Source organism: Carnobacterium viridans (genome assembly GCF_900102725.1).
GTDB lineage: Bacteria > Bacillota > Bacilli > Lactobacillales > Carnobacteriaceae > Carnobacterium_B > Carnobacterium_B viridans.
Genome location: NZ_FNJW01000008.1, coordinates 478,576 through 495,241 on the forward strand (window position 1 = coordinate 478,576; position 16,666 = coordinate 495,241).

Genomic DNA, 16,666 nt, shown 5'->3' on the forward strand with positions numbered 1-16,666 from the left:
TATTACTACATTAACAATCTCTTTTAAAAATGTCAAAAAAAATTTACATTATCAAACTCATTTTCAAAAATATTCAACATTTAGCTCATTTTTAGATTAAAAAAACAGTTCTTCTACAGCAGAACTAACGGCTAACTTGACATGCTCATAGGTCAAACCACCTTGGACATATAGAGTATACGGCGCTCGAATAGGACCGTCAGCTGTTAATTCCATGCTTGAGCCCTGGATAAAGGTACCCGCCGCCATAATGACATCATCTTCATAACCAGGCATGTAAGCACCAATTGGAGAAACATGGGCATTAATAGGAGAATATTTTTGAATCGTCTGTGCAAATTTAACCATTTTTTCTTTGTCATTCAACGAAATCATTTGAATTAAATCCGTCCGCTTGTCATTCCATTTTGGCGTACTTTCAATACCACAAGTATCTAAAAGGGCAGCTGTATAGACAGCGCCTTTTATCGCTTCACCCACTGTATGAGGAGCCATAAAAAAGCCTTGATACATTTCCTGCAAACTGTATAAAGAAGCCCCAGCTTCTCTACCAATGCCAGGAGTAGTCAAGCGATACCCGCAAGCATCAATCAGTTCTGTTCTTCCAACAATGTATCCACCTGTTTTAGCTAAACCTCCACCTGGATTCTTGATTAATGATCCAGCCATCAAGTCTGCTCCAACTTGGATTGGTTCTTGTTCTTCCACGAATTCTCCATAACAATTATCCACAAAAACAACAATTTCTGGATTGATTCCTTTAACAAATTGAATCATTTCTTCAATCTGGCTTATCGTAAATGACGGTCTGCTTGCATACCCCCTAGAACGTTGGATAGCAACCATTTTTGTTTTCGTATTTATTTTTTCTTTTATTGTTTCAAAATCCACTGCTCCATCTGACAATAAATCTACCTGATCAAATCCCATTTGGTATTCTTTAAATGATCCAATGCCATTTCCAGTAACCCCCACGATTTCAAGCAGTGTATCATAAGGTGTCCCAGTGATATACAACAAATCATCTCCTGGGCGCATCACACCAAATAAAGCCGTTGAGATAGCATGTGTCCCAGAAATAATCTGTGGTCGAACTAAACCCGCTTCAGCTCCAAAGACTTCAGCATAAACTTCTTCTAAAGCGTCTCTGCCATAATCATCGTACCCATATCCTGTGGTGGGAGTAAAGTGTTGTTCTGTAATTTTTTTATTTCTAAAACTTTGCAAAACTTTATTTTGATTAAACATTGCTATTTCATGGATCTGATCATGGATAGGCTTGATTTTTTCTTCTACTGTTTCAATTTTTTTTATTAATTCGGGGGCATAGTGTTTGTTCCAACTCATGACGTTTGATTCTCTCCATTCCATTTTGACTCTGCTTTCGCATAGCCTTTTACTACATAAATATTTTTTTCTTCGTCGTATTCTTCGGAATCAACCAACGTTTCTCTTTTTAATCGAACCAACTGCTCTCCACGACTAACGTCAACTTCAATTCGGTAAGGGACCATCAATTCTTTCATTTTGTTCATGATTTCAGATAGCAATTGATCAATATCTTCAGGATTATTCGCTGAGATAAAGACATTAGGGAAAAGCGATGGATAAAATGCATCCTCAACGAGATCTTTTTTGTTGTATACAGTGATCATTGGAATAGATTCCATACCTAATTCTTTCAACAACTGAACTACTGTCTGTTCATGTCCCGCCATATTTTCAGCAGAAGCATCTACTACATGCAGCAACAGGTCAACACCCTTCGTTTCTTCTAACGTTGATTTAAAGGATTCAATCAATTGGGTTGGCAAATCTTGAATAAAACCAACGGTATCTGTTAAGGTCACCGTCATTCCACTTGGCAATAACAATTGACGGGTTAATGGATCTAAGGTCGCGAACAATTGATTTTCTTCGTACGTATCTGCTTGAGTCAATTTATTTAACAACGTAGATTTTCCGGCATTTGTATACCCCATTAAACCAATTTGGAAAGTTCCACTCTCCTTACGTTGTTCACGCGTACGACTACGGTGCTTCTCAGTTTCAGAAAGGTCTCGTTTGATATCAGTAATTTGATCACGAATATGACGACGATCCGTTTCTAATTTTGTTTCCCCCGGACCACGTGTTCCAATTCCTCCACCTAACCGTGATAAGTTGATTCCTTGACCAGCTAATCGTGGCAACAAGTATTGCAATTGAGCTAACTCAACTTGTAATTTCCCTTCTTTACTTTTAGCGCGCATAGCAAAGATATCTAAGATCAATTGAATACGGTCAATCACTTTCACATCATCCAAAAGAAGCTTTTGAATATTTCTTGTTTGTCCAGGTGTTAGACCTTGATTAAAGATAACAGTGTCTACTTCTAGTTCATCCACTAAAGAGATCAACTCTTCCATTTTCCCTTTGCCTAAAAAAGTACGTGAATCGACTCGATCTCTTTTTTGGGTAAGTTCCCCCACTACTTCTCCAAGAGCTGTTTCTGTTAATTGTGCCAATTCTGTCAACGAATAACGGAAATCTTGGTCACTTTCTCTTGTTTGTACCCCTACAAGGATGACGCGTTCTACTGTTTCAGCTGTTTCTTTTGTTTCCATTCCGCTCACCTTCTATTCTAGTATTTTAATGAAATGCCTAAACTTAATCTCTTAAAAATCTTTTTACTTCTTTTTTGATGTGTTCTTCTTTTTCAGGAGAAGCCAATAGGTCAAACCATACTACGTTTTCTAATCGATTTTTAAACCACGTAAGCTGACGTTTAGCATATCTTCTTGAGTTCTGTTGGATGGCTTCTTTTGCTTCTTGCAAAGTAGCCTTTTTTTCAAAATAGGGAACCAATTCTTTGTACCCGATTCCTCTTGAAGCTTGGGCATCTGGTAATTGTCTTTGATAAAGCCAATCAGCTTCTTGAATCAACCCTTTTTCAAACATCTGATCTACACGAAGATTGATTCGCTGATATAATTCTTCTCGATCAGTCGTTAACCCAATAATTTTAGCATCATAGAGCAGTTCTTTCTCTTTGCGCTCACTTTGATAACTAGAAAAGGGTTGACCAGTTACATGATACACTTCAAGAGCACGAATGACACGCCGACGATTATTAAAATGGATATTTTCAGCAGCACTAGCGTCCACTTTGATTAACTGTTCCCATAAATAGTGATTCCCTTTTTCTATAGCTATGGCTTCTTGTGCTTCACGAAAAGCTGGATCATTCTCGCCACTTCCGCCAAAGGTTACATCATATAGTAACGATTCAATATATAACCCCGTACCACCCACAATAATTGGCACTTTCCCTCTTGCAGAGATTTCCTCAATCAAAAACCGTGCTCGTTTTTGAAAGTCAGATACTGCATAACTCGTTTCGACGTCTACTTCGTCAATCAAGTAATGCGGAATTTCTTGTTGCTCTTCTTTGGAAACTTTAGCTGTTCCAATAGTTAAGTTGCGGTAAATCTGCATAGAATCGCCACTAATGATTTCACCATTGACAGCTTTAGCTAACGAAAGGCTTAAACTTGTTTTTCCAACAGCCGTTGATCCTACAATGATAATGATTTTTTTCTTTTTCACGCTATTCTCCTTCATACTACCACTTATTTCTGATCTCAAGAGCCTTCTGAGGGTAATCAGTAATGATACCTGCTACTTGCTTGCTTAAACAAAATTGGATGTCTTCACTTTTATTGACGGTCCAGACACGTACTGGAATCTCAAAAGTTCCAAAAAGACTCTCTTTTTTGAACCAACTCAATTTAGGATGCCACATCTTGACTGGGATATCTGGATCTAAAAAAGTGAGGTTTTCACCATTATTTTCAAATAATAGTGCGATTTTACAAGAAGGATCTACTTCTTTTAGTCGAATCAATGTTTGATAATTAAAACTAGCATACTCTATAGTAAAGGGCCAACTATTTTCAGCTACAAAAGCGAGTACTTTTTCCTCAATACCAGGATATGAATAACGATCCGTTTTGAGCTCAATATTAACTAATCCTTTGTAATCAACTTCTGCAAGAAAATTAAAAACTTCCTTTAAAGTGGGGATACAACAATTGCTGTATTCAGGATCAAGCCAACTGCCTGCATCCAATTTTTTTAGTTCTGTTAACGTTAAATCTTGAACTCTGCCTTTTCCATTTGTTGTCCGATCAACCGTCTCATCATGGATAACGATTATTTCCTTATCTAAACTTAAATGCACATCTATTTCAATGCCGTCGCTTCCTACTCGAACAGCTTCTTCGATTGCTTCTAATGTATTTTCTGGATGCGTTCCTCTACTTCCACGATGAGCAATAATTTCCGTATGGTTCATAACGTACGATCCCTCCATTGCTTACATTCTTAATAATTATAGCATATTTCTATTCTATGCCCTATAGATAGCTCTATTTCATCGCATGAAACAGTCGTCTTTTTCTCTAAAGTAACGTACAATAGAGTCTGTCAAAAGGAGGAATTAAGATGTATTTAACGATTGAAGAAACCGCAGAATATTTAGATCTGTCCATCACCGATATTACACGTCTTATTCGTGAGAAACAGATTCGCACTTTATCAGATGGCGAAACCACTTTAATTTATAAAGAACAATTTAATTTATATTTACAGGAGATTGAAAAATACAAAAAAGACTTACAAGATTATTTAAACGAACCTATTCCTGAAGACATTGATATAAAAGACGAAGATTAAGCACAAAAAACTTCCGCTAATACCTATTAACGGAAGTTTTTTGACTATTAAGTTCAATCGTTTTCTTATACTTTAGTGTGTTGCTTTCGTTTTTCCTGTCCAATCACGATAACCGCCTTTAAGATGGTGAATGTCCGTGTGACCTTCTTTGCGCAAACGAACAGCTGCTCGTAAACTAACAGCTTTATTATGATCATAAAGATAAACAGGTTGGTCTTTTCTTATTTCAACGATGCGTGTTTTTAAAGTTGAATAAGGAATATTTCTAGCTCCTAAGATATGTCCAGCATCATAATCTTTTTTCTCACGAACATCAATTAACTGAACTTTTCGCATATCTTTTTTAAACTCTTCCTCTGTCAATTCTACTGAAGCATTTTTGCGTCTGAAATAACTATAAATTTCGTAACCTGCCCATACAATAATGATGATCCATAAAACGATATTAATCAATTGACCTATATCCAATTCTCACTTGCCCCTTTCAACTCGTTATACAGGAGTAATTGTACACAAGAATGGGGTCTTTTACTAGCTTTTTTTTATTACCAGCGTTTTTTACAGACTTTATTTAGCACTTAATGAGGCATACTGATCAATGAGTAGATCTTTTGCGCTTCTATATCTATAATACTTTCAAAACGCCATCCATATAAGCTATACTTGCCATTTTTCGACACAGCAATCGGAGCGTTATCCGGCAAATCTAGGATGGGTTTAACCGCCTTTTCATCAAAATCCAATTGCCCAAATTCAAAATCTCCTGTTTCAAGTTCTAATTTCACCGCTTTTTTAGCAAAAACTCCATAAACGGGGGTATTTCTTGTAGCCTGACTTAAATAAGGAAAAACAAGACGCTCGTTCATGGTTACTTTAGGAATTTCCATAAATGACTGATCTACCATAAAAGGGTATTGGTAATTCAATAGCAATTCATCATCTGAAAAATCAGAAGGTGTATAGGTAATAAAAGTGTCATCATGAACAAAAAAACTAGAAACTTGACTCTTTAATCGTAAAGATTCGTTCGTTCGAGTATCTCCCATATAAAGATCACCCGTTTCAAGAGAAAAATCATCTTTGTTATCTACATATAAATACAAATTAGAAGAATACCAGGCAGGAGTCAGCGAAGTAGAAGGAACGGGAACAACTTCATTTGTTTCAACGTTCCAATTGCCAACAACCATTTCTGGCTCTGACTGATAATAAGAAATGAATACCTGATTTTGATTTGCTGGGTTCCAGTTTACGTTAACAATCCCTTTAGTTACTAATGGTAATTTTTGTATAACCGTTCCATTTAAGTCAACTATTCTTAACTCTCCACCATCTTCACCAACAACTTGAAGCAACACTTGTTGCTGATCTTCTGAAATAACAGAAGTTAAAATAATACCCTCTGCTTCATAAACAGGATTGATCTCACCTGTAAAAATATTAAAAATAGATAAGCTGTCATTATTTATTTCACCAGTGTGAAGCAAAACCTCTTCATCTGACATCCATCCAATTACTTTTCTAAAACTTTCATACTCTATTGGAATTTCCTTATATGATAAAGGATTTATTTCTGGGTCAGGAGCTTCAGTTGGTTGTTTTTTAGTGCAACTTATTAAAAATAAGGTCGCGGAAAAAAGTAAAATAACTAAGCTGAAAATATTAGGCTTTTTCTTTTTTCTTTTCATTCTAATCACCTTATTTTTGATTTTTTAGGATTCTCCCTCACGAAAGTATTCTTACCATCTCACTTGATTATAACATACGACATATGTTTAAACACATATTATCCTTTATATAACAGCATCAATGAATGTATCCCATACAAAAACGCACTGATAGCGGAACAAAAAAAGACAACATCAGTACTTTACCGATGTCGTCTTTTTTATTCCGCATAACTTTACTTTTTTAACAGCTAAAGAGATGATTAAATTAAAGCGTTCCATTTAAATGTTCTTTGATTAGAGAACTAGCTCCCACTACTCCTGCATTGTTTCCTAATTGAGCTAATCTAATTTTTGTCGTTTCACGAATGGTTGGATAAGTAAACTGATCAAAATACATTTTGATTTGATCAACTAGAAATACTCCAGCATTCGAAACACCTCCGCCAATTACAATGGTAGATGGATTTAACGTATTTGCAACACTCGCACATGCTAAACCTAAAAAGTAAGCTACTTTTTCTACCACTCGAACAGCTAATTTATCATTTTCTTTTGCAAAATCAAAAACGTCTTTGGCAGTTATTAATTGACCATCGTCAATATTGTATTTCAACTGTGATTCGCCAGCATAATCTTCTGAAAAATCTCTAGCTAAACGTACAACTCCTGTAGCACTTGCTACGGTCTCTAGACAACCTTTCTTTCCACAAGTACAGTCGTACCCATCTGGATCAACTGTAATGTGTCCAAGTTCTCCTGCTGCCCCAGCAACACCATGAATCAAACGGCCGCCAGCAATAATTCCACCACCAACACCAGTTCCTAAAGTGATAAAGACAACATCTTCTTCATTCGCTCCAGCACCCTTCCAGCGTTCTCCAAGAGCCGCTACATTTGCATCATTATCGATAGCAAAAGAAATTCCAGTGCCTTCTTCGATCATTTTTTTAACAGGTTGGATTGTTTTCCAATTCAAGTTGTACGCACCAATAACGGTTCCAGCTTTGCGATCGACCGTTCCAGGCGATCCCATTCCAATACCAATGAAGTCATTTGGAGTTAATTGATATTTTTCAAGCTGTTCATTGATAGATTCAACAATTGCTGGAACAATTTTTGATCCATTTTCCCTTGCGTCTGTTACTAGACTCCATTTCTGTTGAATATCCCCTTCACTTGTTAGAATTGCAAACTTTACAGTTGTTCCACCTAAATCGATTCCAATGATTTTTTTTGTCATAATACTTCTTCCTCCACATTCAACTTATTATTTTTTTGATTGTTCTTCTTCTTTACGATGCTCTTGCTTCAAAATCAGTAAAGCGGGCAAATATTCATCATTTTCTATTAGCCCGTTTTCATGCAATTTTTTTAACTCGACCATCATTAATTCAATATCCCACATTCGTTTTCCAATATACACATAAATCCCAAAACGTTTCAACAATTGCTGTACATCATATAATGTTCTCATTGCTTCACTCCTCAAAGTCCAAATAAAGAGACAGCGGTACTTCGGTAACCAATATAAGCTAGAATAATAACCAATAATAGAAACAGTCCACCATATATCAAGCGCTCATTTCGCCATATTTTAAGCGGGTTAGGCACACTGATTGCTGTGGCAAGTAAGAAACCGCCTAACAATCCCCCAAGATGTCCTGCCATATCAATTGAGGAACTAAATATTCCAAATACGATATTAATAATAATCAACATACTAAAACTTTTTGCCATTTGCTGGATTGCTGGATTGTGTTTAAACGTCTGCCCCAGCATAATAGTCGACCCAAATAAGCCAAATAAAGCAGTGCTCGCACCAGCGGATAATGCGTCACTAAATGCAAAACTCGCAAGATTTCCAGCTATACCGCTAAGCAAGTAAATTCCAGCAAATCGTAAATGACCAAACATCCCTTCTAATTGTTCGCCTAAGTAATACAGAATCACCGAATTCATTAATAAATGAATAAATCCAATATGCAAGAACATGGGTGTAATTAATCTCCACCATTCTCCTAAAACAATATACGGATTAAACTTTGCTCCATATTTTACTAATGTAGCAACGTTAGTACTTCCACCATCTAACGTCATTAAAACAAACGCTAAAATTTGAATAGTCAAAAGAGCATAAGTTACGACTGGCTTCCTAAAAAAACGCTTTAATTTCATTTGGGTACTGTATTCCAAATCATCAACTCCATTCTATAACTAAATAAACCGGTTAAAAATCAGACTGATCAAATAACCTCTACTATTTATTATAGCATAAAGCTGCTTATTCTTAACACTAATACTGAATTTCCTTTTATCAATTTACACATAAAAATACTGTTGAAATTTAGCTAATCAACTAAAATTCAACAGTATTTTTTTCAATAAACACATCAACAAATGAGTTTACTCCATATTTCCAATATCTTTGCTTAGATTGCTAATAGCATCTAAGTTTTCTTTTGTATGTTTACCTTTTGAATCTTGATGTTTCTCATTCTTATTGGGTTTAAGAACTGAAATAGTAACGATTTGACTTGGATTTAAATAGCACGAAACACCTTTATCATCTTCTAATAAGACAAAACTTTCTAATAATTCTCCATCTTCATCAGTTACCTTATTTAGCAGTTGTTCAGCAGAACTATTGAAAATTACTGTTTTTCCATTACTTAAATGTACTTCACTTTTATCCATCTTCAAAACCACCTCTTCATTTATTGCTTTTAGTATAGCAAATAGAAGTCGGTGAACCTAATGCTATGCTCTTCGAATTCATTTTCTCCAAATAAAAAAAGCTGAAAGAAAATCTTTCAGCTTTATCTATATAGATTTCATTTTTTGCGAATTGAAATAACAAAAATGTTATTTTGTTTCACGATGTAAAGTTACAACACGTTCGCGCGGGCAGTATTTTTTGAATTCAACACGGTCCGGACTGTTACGTTTGTTTTTCTTTGAGATGTAATTACGTTCTTTACATTCTGTACATTCCAATGTGATGTTTACACGCATGATTTTCCCTCCAAGCATTAAACAGTATTTGAAGACATAGTTGTTGTCTTCTGACTTAAATATCATATCACTTTTTGTATAAACATGCTAGCATTTTTTTAGAGGATGTAAAGTTTTTTTACTTTACGCTCTTTATTTCAAACTAATTATTATCCATCAATACACTGGCTAATTCATTATAATCCATCTCACTTGATACTTCATAAGAGCCCGGACGAATAAGCGCAGCATAACTATTCTCTTCTAAAAATTCATCAAAGTCAAAAGCATCTTCAATTAATCCTTGCTCTTGTAGTTGCTTACTAGCAACACTGCTTGGATCTCCTTCATTGATAATAAGTGTGATTTTTTTCTCGCTAGGTTCAGACGATTCTGACTCGGCACTCTCCGCTGATTCACTTGTTGCTTCTTCTTTAACGTCGGCAGATTCACTTGTTTCCGTTTCTTTTTCTAAATCAGCAACTTCTTTATCAGCTAACAAAGCTTCATACTTTTCTTTGTAGGATATTTCTTCTTTAGTTGGGACAGTTTCTTCAATTTTCTCATTTTCAGAGGCGATTGGTTGAACATCATAAAGGAAAAGTCTATATCCTGCAAGAACAATAGCAGAAACTAAAAATCCTAATGCTAAGTAGCGTAATGCCGGTTTACTCATGTTCTTATTCTCCTTTATTAGGGATTAATTATTTTTAACATATTCATCGATAACAACTTTTACAGTTGCTTCAGATAAACGTGTTTGCATAACAATATCTTCAACTGCTACACCTTGTGTATATAAACTAACGACATGCTTCTTCAAAACATCATGAATCTTAGCTGATGTTGGTGTTTCTGTTACTTGGATATTCATCTCTTCCTCTAATACTGAAACACGTTTTTTCAAACTATAAATGTCTTGTAGCAATTGCAGAGACAATTCTTCAAATTCTTCTTTAATTTTCTCGCCATTATCTTTTTTATAAAATGACCAGCCAATTAACGCAACCGCAATGACTAATAAGATAATCACAATTATCCATAAGTCCATCAAATTCACCTCTTCTTTTTAATCTCAAATTCAAGTTTAACATACCTTAGTTAAAAAAAATACTTTGTAAAATAAACTTAATAATTTAATGAGTTAGCAATGTATATTAGCGAATTAGGAAAAACAGCATTTAAATTCAAAAATTATTAAGTACACTCCTGATCGCTATAAAAAAAAGACTTTACCAAAAAAATCAGGCAAAATCTTTTTATTCTAACACTTATTCTTCTGTGTCTTCATTATGTTCTTCAGCAATTTCTCCCGAAAGATTTTTGTAGTCGCCAACTTGGAAGTAAGCATCTAAAACTTTCCGAGCAACAATTGTATTTTCATGATTGGTATTCGTATTTGGCAGATAAGGAACAATAACAAATACCGCTATTTCAGGATTATCATAAGGAGCATAACCAACAAAAGTTCGGTTGGTGGTAAGCTCTCCTATCCTGTCAGTTTGATCTCCGTAGTATGGCGCTTCGGCAGTTCCGGTTTTACCGGCAACTGTATATTCAGCACCTCTAAAGTAACTTGTGGCTGAACCATTCGCCCCATTCGTTACTTGGTACATCCCCTGTTGGACACGACCCATTTCTGTTTCACCAACGTCAATAATATTCAAAACTTCTGTTTCTAACTGCGTTTGAACAGCGCCCAAATTTCCATTTGCATCTGTTGATCTGATTTCATCTATCAAACGAGGTGCAATCCGTTTTCCACCATTTGCAATCGTGGATACATATTGCAACAATTGGATTGGAGTATACGTATCATACTGACCAAATGAAAATTGCAAAGCCAAACCAGGATTATCTGCTGTTCCTAAAAATCCAGAACCTTCACCTGGCAAGTCAATTCCTGTCTTCACACCTAATCCAAATTGAGCATAATAATTCCTCATTTTTTTTATAACTGCTTTGTAATCGATGTCTAAAGCCATATTTTTATAGTAATCGTACTCTCCACCCATGCGCAAGGCAATTTTTGACATATACACGTTAGAAGAACGTTCCAATGCAGTAATGTCATTAAGCGCAATGCTACCGGAGCGGTTGAATACTGAACTGATAGGCTTAGCACCTGCGAGCTGTAATGGTTCATCAACTAACGTATTGTCTGCCAGTGTGATAGCCCCATCCATATATCCAGCCAGTACAGTTGCCGGTTTGACTACGGAACCCATTTGGAAACTTGAATTAATAATATCTAATGTGGCATCCTCAATTTCTCCAGTTTTTGCATTTCGTTTTTGACCGGTCATCGCTAATATTTCACCATTGTTTGGATCAGCTGCCACAACATATATACTGTTATTCAGCCCTTCACTTTCAGTTGCTACAGATTGCTTTGCAATATCTTGAACGATCTTTTGATAGTCCATATCTATTGTTAAAACGAGGTTATCGCCTTTTTCGCCTGCATAACTTTGGATCGTGTTGACGATATCACCATTTTGATTCGTTTCAGTTTCTGATTTTGACTTTGAACCACTTAAAACTTCTTCATATTGCAATTCCAAGTCACTTTTTCCGACTCGATCGTTACGAGCGTAACCTTGTGCTAGATAAGTTGCTGCCTTATTCTCAGGCAGACCTTCAGATTCACTTGTAACATTCCCTAAAATACTTTTAAGCATATCTTTTTCAGGATAAGTTCTGACCCAATCCGTACCCGTATCGATTCCTGGTAATGCCAAGAGATTTTCACTTACTTTTGCGATTTCGTCATTCGTCACATTTTCGCTTTTAATGTTGATTGTTGATAAAGCATAACCGCCATTCATTCGTTTAAAAATAGCTGCCGCTTCTTGTTCTTCTACTGTAAATTGAATGTCTTCATCAGTCACACTATCAACTTGAAGTTGATAAAGTTCTGTACCGCTTAAAGTTTCCTTTTGTTTCTCGCTTATGCGTTTATTCACTTTTTTTTTCGTCCAGAGCAATCCAGAAATCTTTTAAGTCTCGTTTTGACAAATCAAAACCACTCTCTTGTTCAAATTCCGTAACATTCGGCATCTCGATGTACTTCGCTAGATTTAAAGCAATTTTAGCCATATCTTCACTAGAAACACTTCGGCCTCTTGTATAAGTAATCGCTTGAAGAGCTTCATTTCCGACTAATTTACGATGCTGACTATCGTAAATTTCACCTCGAGGAACGGTTCCAGTTGCCAAGGTAGTCTCAGTTCGCTGAACTTCTGTTTCAAATTCTTCACCTTTAACAATTTGCAAATAACCCAATCTAAGAATTAACATAGCAAATAGTAGAAAGACCGTGAAGAATAAAAAATTCAACCGAAAAGGAATATGTGATTTTTTCTTCTTATTATTTTTAGTTGTTTTCAAAAAAGACACCTTCCTGTTCAAATTACTGGTCCCATTGTATCAAATTTGTTTTGAATTAACTACTGATTAAAGAAAACTTTAATTATTTCATCTCATTCTATGCTATTCTAGTACTTGGAAGAATTACTAGTTCGTTAATGGAGTTGAAACTTATGCAAAAAACAATGCAGACCTTTATTCAGAAACAATGGCCCTTGTTGTTGGCTTTTTTTGTTCCTTTCTTTACGATGGCGCTTATTTATATTTTTCAAGGCGTTTATCCTTTTGGAAATGATTCTCTACTAACAGTCGACTTAGGACAACAATACATTGATTTTTATTCCTATTATCGACAAACCTTTTTTGATGATCCAACTACATTTTTTTATTCTTTTTCTAAAGCTATCGGCGGAGATATGATGGGGTTATGGGCCTATTACTTGACCAGTCCTTTTAATTTATTATTTTTACTCTTTCCGCATACTCAAATCGTGTTAGCAGTAACTTGCTTGACTCTTTTAAAAATTAGTTTAGCAGGGTTGAGTTTTGGCTATTTATTAAAAAAATCATTCAGTGGAACAGGCTTTATCTTAGCTGCCTTTTCAATTAGTTACGCTTTAATGGGGTACACGATTGTTAACCAATTAAACATCATGTGGTTAGACAGCCTTATTTTTCTGCCGCTTATTGTGATGGGGCTTGAACAATTGATTGCTGAAAAAAAAGGATTGCTTTACTCTATTTTTCTTGGACTAATGTTGTTCGCAAATTATTACATTGCTTATATGATCTGTCTTTTTCTAGTAGGTTATTTCATCTTTCGTTTGACCGGTGTTTCTTATCCAAAGGGAATTCGATGGAAAACCAAATTTACAAACATACTCACTTCAATTGGATTATTCATCTGGCATTCTCTATTAGGAGCAGGATTAGCAGGGGTTTTACTGCTGCCAACGTTTCATTCTCTTATGGAAAGTAAAGCCAGTTACACAAAATTTGAATTTGACTGGGAATTAGCCTATCCGTTTCCAGAAATGGTATCCAAATTATTTGTTGGTGCTTTTAATTTCGACCAAATGCCTTCTGGTTATCCTAATTTATTTATTGGCAGCTTAGCACTGGTTTCGTTTCTTTGTTACTTCTTTAACCGTTACTTTTCAAAAAAAGAGCGATTGACCGCCTTAGTACTGATGATTCTATTTATTGTTTCAATGAATTTAGAAGCCTTCAATAAAATCTGGCATGCTATGCAGTATCCTATCTGGTACCCTTATCGTTTTTCGTTTGTGGTTTGCTTCTTTATGTTAATCAACGGATTTAGAAGTTTTATGCATTATGAAGGTATGAGACCAATTAGTACACTTGTCAGTATGTTACTGACAGCCTTAGTAAGTTTTTACGTTTACACTGAGAAATTTGATTTTATCTATACTGAACAAATCATATTAACAGTTCTTTTTACCTGTATGATCATCTTTTTCTTCATTATCAAACCACAACAATACACTTGGCTGCCTATTGCACTCTTTCTTCTCACTGCAGTAGAAATGGGTGTAAATGCTCAGATTGATTTATCCCGTTTGAGTTATGTTGATCAAGACAGCTTCACGGTTTACCAAACTGGAATGGATGCTAGCATTGATGCGATTCAAGACATGGATGATGATTTTTATCGTGTCGAAAAAACATTTTTACGAACAAAAAATGATAGTTTTCAAGCGAACTACCCTAGCGTAACTCATTTCAGTTCGACTTTTGAGCGAACCATACCTGCATTATTTGGCAGTCTTGGTTTTCCTGTAGGAGATGGTTTTCTTGCCTATTCTAACGGAACCCTGTTAACAGATGCTTTATTTGATATTCAATATTACATGAGCGAAAAAAATGATTTCTATCTTGAGGAAACCAACCAACCTTTAGGCGTCAAAAGTACCCGATTGAAAGAATCTTTTAGCCGGACGCAACAAGTACCATCATTAATAGATTCTTTACTGATCCCTTCTGTTTCAAATGCTAAAAAAAAGGAATTCGAACTTAATGACATGCAGACAAAACCCGATTTACGCTCTTACACACAAATTGGCGAAACGGATAAGACGTTTATTTACGAAAATCCAAATGCTTTACCAATTGCTTTCGGAAGTTCTGATTCTATCCTAAACGTTTCTTTAATAGAGGATCAACCGATTCAGTTACAAGAAGCGATTTTACAAGCTTTGACCGATAATCGAGTTACAGAGCAGTTCTTTGTGCCTAGCGATTTTGACAGTACCGTATACCAAAATGTGACCCTTTCTGATGCTCTTAACGAGAAGATTTACCGGAAACAAGTTTTGAATAACGATGCATCCGTGAGTTTTCAATTTACACCGGAAACGAATGATTCCTACTATTTAACGCTTAGCCCTAATATTAAAGAAGAAGATGTTAACTTATTTTTAAATGGAGAACCGTTCACTCAATATGAGACATATAGAGATCAATTAGTTTTAAATATTGCCAGTCAAAATAAAGAAGATACACTTACGTTTAAAATTGAATTAGAAGAATCTACGATACGCTTAAAAGACTTTCAACTGTACCGTTTGAATTCAACCGTATTTGAGTCAGCTATCCAAACTTTAAAAGCTGGTGGCATAGCCATTGAGGAATATGGTAATACATCTTTTAAAGGCACAGTAGACATTCAACAAAACCAAGAAGTCTTAATGACTACTATTCCGTATAATGAAGGTTGGTCTGTTAAAGTAGATGGTGTTCCTACTCAAACAAAGAAAGCTTTAGACAGTTTGTTAGTTATTCCTATTGCTGAAGGTAAACACGTTGTTGAATTTAATTATACGACACCTTTATTTTTTGAAGGAACCATTTTAACAATCCTTTCGGCAATGCTAATTTTCGTTACAAGTCTTTTCTTCAAAAAAACTTTAAAGGTGGAAACCAATGAATGCATCAATAAAAATAGTTCAACCTAGAATACCTGGCAACCTAACAGCTTCGCATTTTGATGAGATTGATGACGAGTCTTATTACACTAATTGTCAATTTCATAACTGTACCCTATCTAGTAAACAGCTAGAAAATGTCTGCTTCCAGCATGTTTCTTTTGTTAATGTGACCTTTGAAGATTGCCAATTTACTCGTTTTGAATGTTTAGATGTTACATTTGAAGGATGCAACATTAGTAACAACGAATGGATTGGTGCTATCTTCCATCGTACAACTTTCAAAGATACGAAATTTCTGGGTACCAATTTTGCTGAATCGTCTATCGTTGACGCTCAATTTGACCATTGCATCGGGAATTACAGTTCTTTCAATTATGCTTCAATGAAGCAAGTTCGTTTTCAAGACTGTTCACTAGTCGAAAGTGAGTTTTTTGAAGTGACTTGGAAAAAATTAGATTTTGTACGGTGTCAATTGAATCAATTATCTATAATGCAAACAAACCTTAATGGATTAAATTTTAGCGATTCTGAATTTGAAAACTTATCTGTATCCATTGATTTAGTAAAAGGCTGCAAATTAAATGCTAACCAGGCTCTGGTTATTGCCAATATGTTGGGTATTTTAATTGTATAATCTTAAACTTGCTTCAAGCTAACCTTTTCTTATGATTAATGATTTTTGAGTAATACAAACGGACAATATGAAGAAAAAGTGGTTGTTTAACAAATGATGTTGGTGCGATACAGTATAATTTTTTCTGAAATAGACTGGGTTGCCTGTGAAGAGCTATGGGACCTTCACAAGCCTGAGACCCATAGTCTTGTCTTCAGACTTTTAAGCCTCAAACAAAACGGAATCACTGAAGAGTTAGCGTTTTGTACTTCGCATTGAATCCTTTACACATTAACTGATTTATCAACACAATAAAATATTTAGCCAAAGAAGACCCTATTCCTAAAAACGGAACAGGG

At 35.3% G+C, this 16,666-nt stretch carries 18 protein-coding genes; 3 read left to right on the forward strand and 15 right to left on the reverse strand.

The window, feature by feature from the left end; translation table 11 throughout:
- Positions 1-96 precede the first annotated feature (96 nt).
- From BLT48_RS03705 to BLT48_RS03720, 4 genes are read right to left on the reverse strand one after another with little or no spacing between them, the layout of a single operon-like run.
- Positions 97-1,347, reverse strand: coding sequence for a methionine gamma-lyase family protein (locus BLT48_RS03705; RefSeq protein WP_035023229.1), 1,251 nt, complete (start codon positions 1,345-1,347; stop codon positions 97-99).
- A complete protein-coding gene (hflX, locus tag BLT48_RS03710) occupies positions 1,344-2,606 on the reverse strand; it encodes a GTPase HflX (protein WP_089975318.1) in 1,263 nt (420 codons plus the stop codon). The genes BLT48_RS03705 and hflX overlap by 4 nt, the downstream gene beginning before the upstream one ends.
- A 43-nt stretch (positions 2,607-2,649) precedes the next feature.
- The gene (miaA, locus tag BLT48_RS03715) at positions 2,650-3,603 is read right to left on the reverse strand and encodes a tRNA (adenosine(37)-N6)-dimethylallyltransferase MiaA (RefSeq protein WP_089975321.1); all 954 of its coding nucleotides are present in this window, start codon (positions 3,601-3,603) and stop codon (positions 2,650-2,652) included.
- 1 nt (position 3,604) lies between these two features.
- Positions 3,605-4,336 carry a glycerophosphodiester phosphodiesterase gene (locus BLT48_RS03720; protein ID WP_226776644.1) on the reverse strand — a complete coding sequence of 244 codons (732 nt, stop codon included), beginning with the start codon at positions 4,334-4,336 and terminating at the stop codon, positions 3,605-3,607.
- A gap of 149 nt (positions 4,337-4,485) precedes the next feature.
- On the opposite strand from BLT48_RS03720, the gene BLT48_RS03725 reads away from it, so the two are divergent.
- Entirely contained in the window at positions 4,486-4,716 is a 231-nt protein-coding gene (locus BLT48_RS03725; RefSeq protein ID WP_089975326.1) for an excisionase family DNA-binding protein, read from the forward strand.
- 72 nt (positions 4,717-4,788) lie between these two features.
- Here BLT48_RS03725 and BLT48_RS03730 read toward each other — a convergent pair whose 3' ends face one another.
- The 11 genes from BLT48_RS03730 to BLT48_RS14165 all read right to left on the reverse strand — a co-directional run bounded on the left by BLT48_RS03730 (position 4,789) and on the right by BLT48_RS14165 (position 12,767).
- Positions 4,789-5,139, reverse strand: coding sequence for a rhodanese-like domain-containing protein (locus BLT48_RS03730; protein ID WP_411155655.1), 351 nt, complete (start codon positions 5,137-5,139; stop codon positions 4,789-4,791).
- 155 nt (positions 5,140-5,294) lie between these two features.
- On the reverse strand, positions 5,295-6,404 hold the full coding sequence (locus BLT48_RS03735; protein WP_089975332.1) for a YqgU-like beta propeller domain-containing protein: 1,110 nt from the start codon (positions 6,402-6,404) through the stop codon (positions 5,295-5,297).
- Positions 6,405-6,651: 247 nt separating this feature from the next.
- Entirely contained in the window at positions 6,652-7,626 is a 975-nt protein-coding gene (locus BLT48_RS03740) for an ROK family glucokinase (RefSeq protein WP_089975336.1), read from the reverse strand.
- Between the two features lie 27 nt (positions 7,627-7,653).
- Entirely contained in the window at positions 7,654-7,860 is a 207-nt protein-coding gene (locus tag BLT48_RS03745; protein WP_089975339.1) for a YqgQ family protein, read from the reverse strand.
- An 11-nt stretch (positions 7,861-7,871) separates the two neighbouring features.
- Entirely contained in the window at positions 7,872-8,561 is a 690-nt protein-coding gene (locus BLT48_RS03750) for a rhomboid family intramembrane serine protease (RefSeq protein ID WP_035024180.1), read from the reverse strand.
- 228 nt (positions 8,562-8,789) lie between these two features.
- Positions 8,790-9,080, reverse strand: coding sequence for a hypothetical protein (locus BLT48_RS03755; protein WP_035023251.1), 291 nt, complete (start codon positions 9,078-9,080; stop codon positions 8,790-8,792).
- 168 nt (positions 9,081-9,248) lie between these two features.
- Positions 9,249-9,398 (reverse strand): 50S ribosomal protein L33, encoded by a 150-nt coding sequence (gene rpmG / locus BLT48_RS03760; protein ID WP_007724164.1) that lies wholly within the window; start codon positions 9,396-9,398, stop codon positions 9,249-9,251.
- A 142-nt stretch (positions 9,399-9,540) separates the two neighbouring features.
- A complete protein-coding gene (locus tag BLT48_RS03765; RefSeq protein ID WP_035023254.1) occupies positions 9,541-10,053 on the reverse strand; it encodes a hypothetical protein in 513 nt (170 codons plus the stop codon).
- Between the two features lie 24 nt (positions 10,054-10,077).
- On the reverse strand, positions 10,078-10,428 hold the full coding sequence (locus BLT48_RS03770) for a hypothetical protein (protein ID WP_035023258.1): 351 nt from the start codon (positions 10,426-10,428) through the stop codon (positions 10,078-10,080).
- Positions 10,429-10,648: 220 nt separating this feature from the next.
- Positions 10,649-12,343 (reverse strand): peptidoglycan D,D-transpeptidase FtsI family protein, encoded by a 1,695-nt coding sequence (locus BLT48_RS03775; RefSeq protein WP_226776643.1) that lies wholly within the window; start codon positions 12,341-12,343, stop codon positions 10,649-10,651.
- Positions 12,336-12,767 (reverse strand): hypothetical protein, encoded by a 432-nt coding sequence (locus tag BLT48_RS14165; RefSeq protein ID WP_244885797.1) that lies wholly within the window; start codon positions 12,765-12,767, stop codon positions 12,336-12,338. The genes BLT48_RS03775 and BLT48_RS14165 overlap by 8 nt, the downstream gene beginning before the upstream one ends.
- Before the next feature lie 152 nt (positions 12,768-12,919).
- Here BLT48_RS14165 and BLT48_RS03780 point away from each other — a divergent pair, with 152 nt between their 5' ends.
- Together BLT48_RS03780 and BLT48_RS03785 are read left to right on the forward strand one after the other, a co-directional pair.
- On the forward strand, positions 12,920-15,721 hold the full coding sequence (locus BLT48_RS03780) for a YfhO family protein (RefSeq protein WP_244885798.1): 2,802 nt from the start codon (positions 12,920-12,922) through the stop codon (positions 15,719-15,721).
- Positions 15,690-16,328, forward strand: a complete 639-nt coding sequence (locus tag BLT48_RS03785) for a pentapeptide repeat-containing protein (protein WP_035023265.1) — start codon at positions 15,690-15,692, stop codon at positions 16,326-16,328. The genes BLT48_RS03780 and BLT48_RS03785 overlap by 32 nt, the downstream gene beginning before the upstream one ends.
- Positions 16,329-16,666 lie beyond the last annotated feature (338 nt).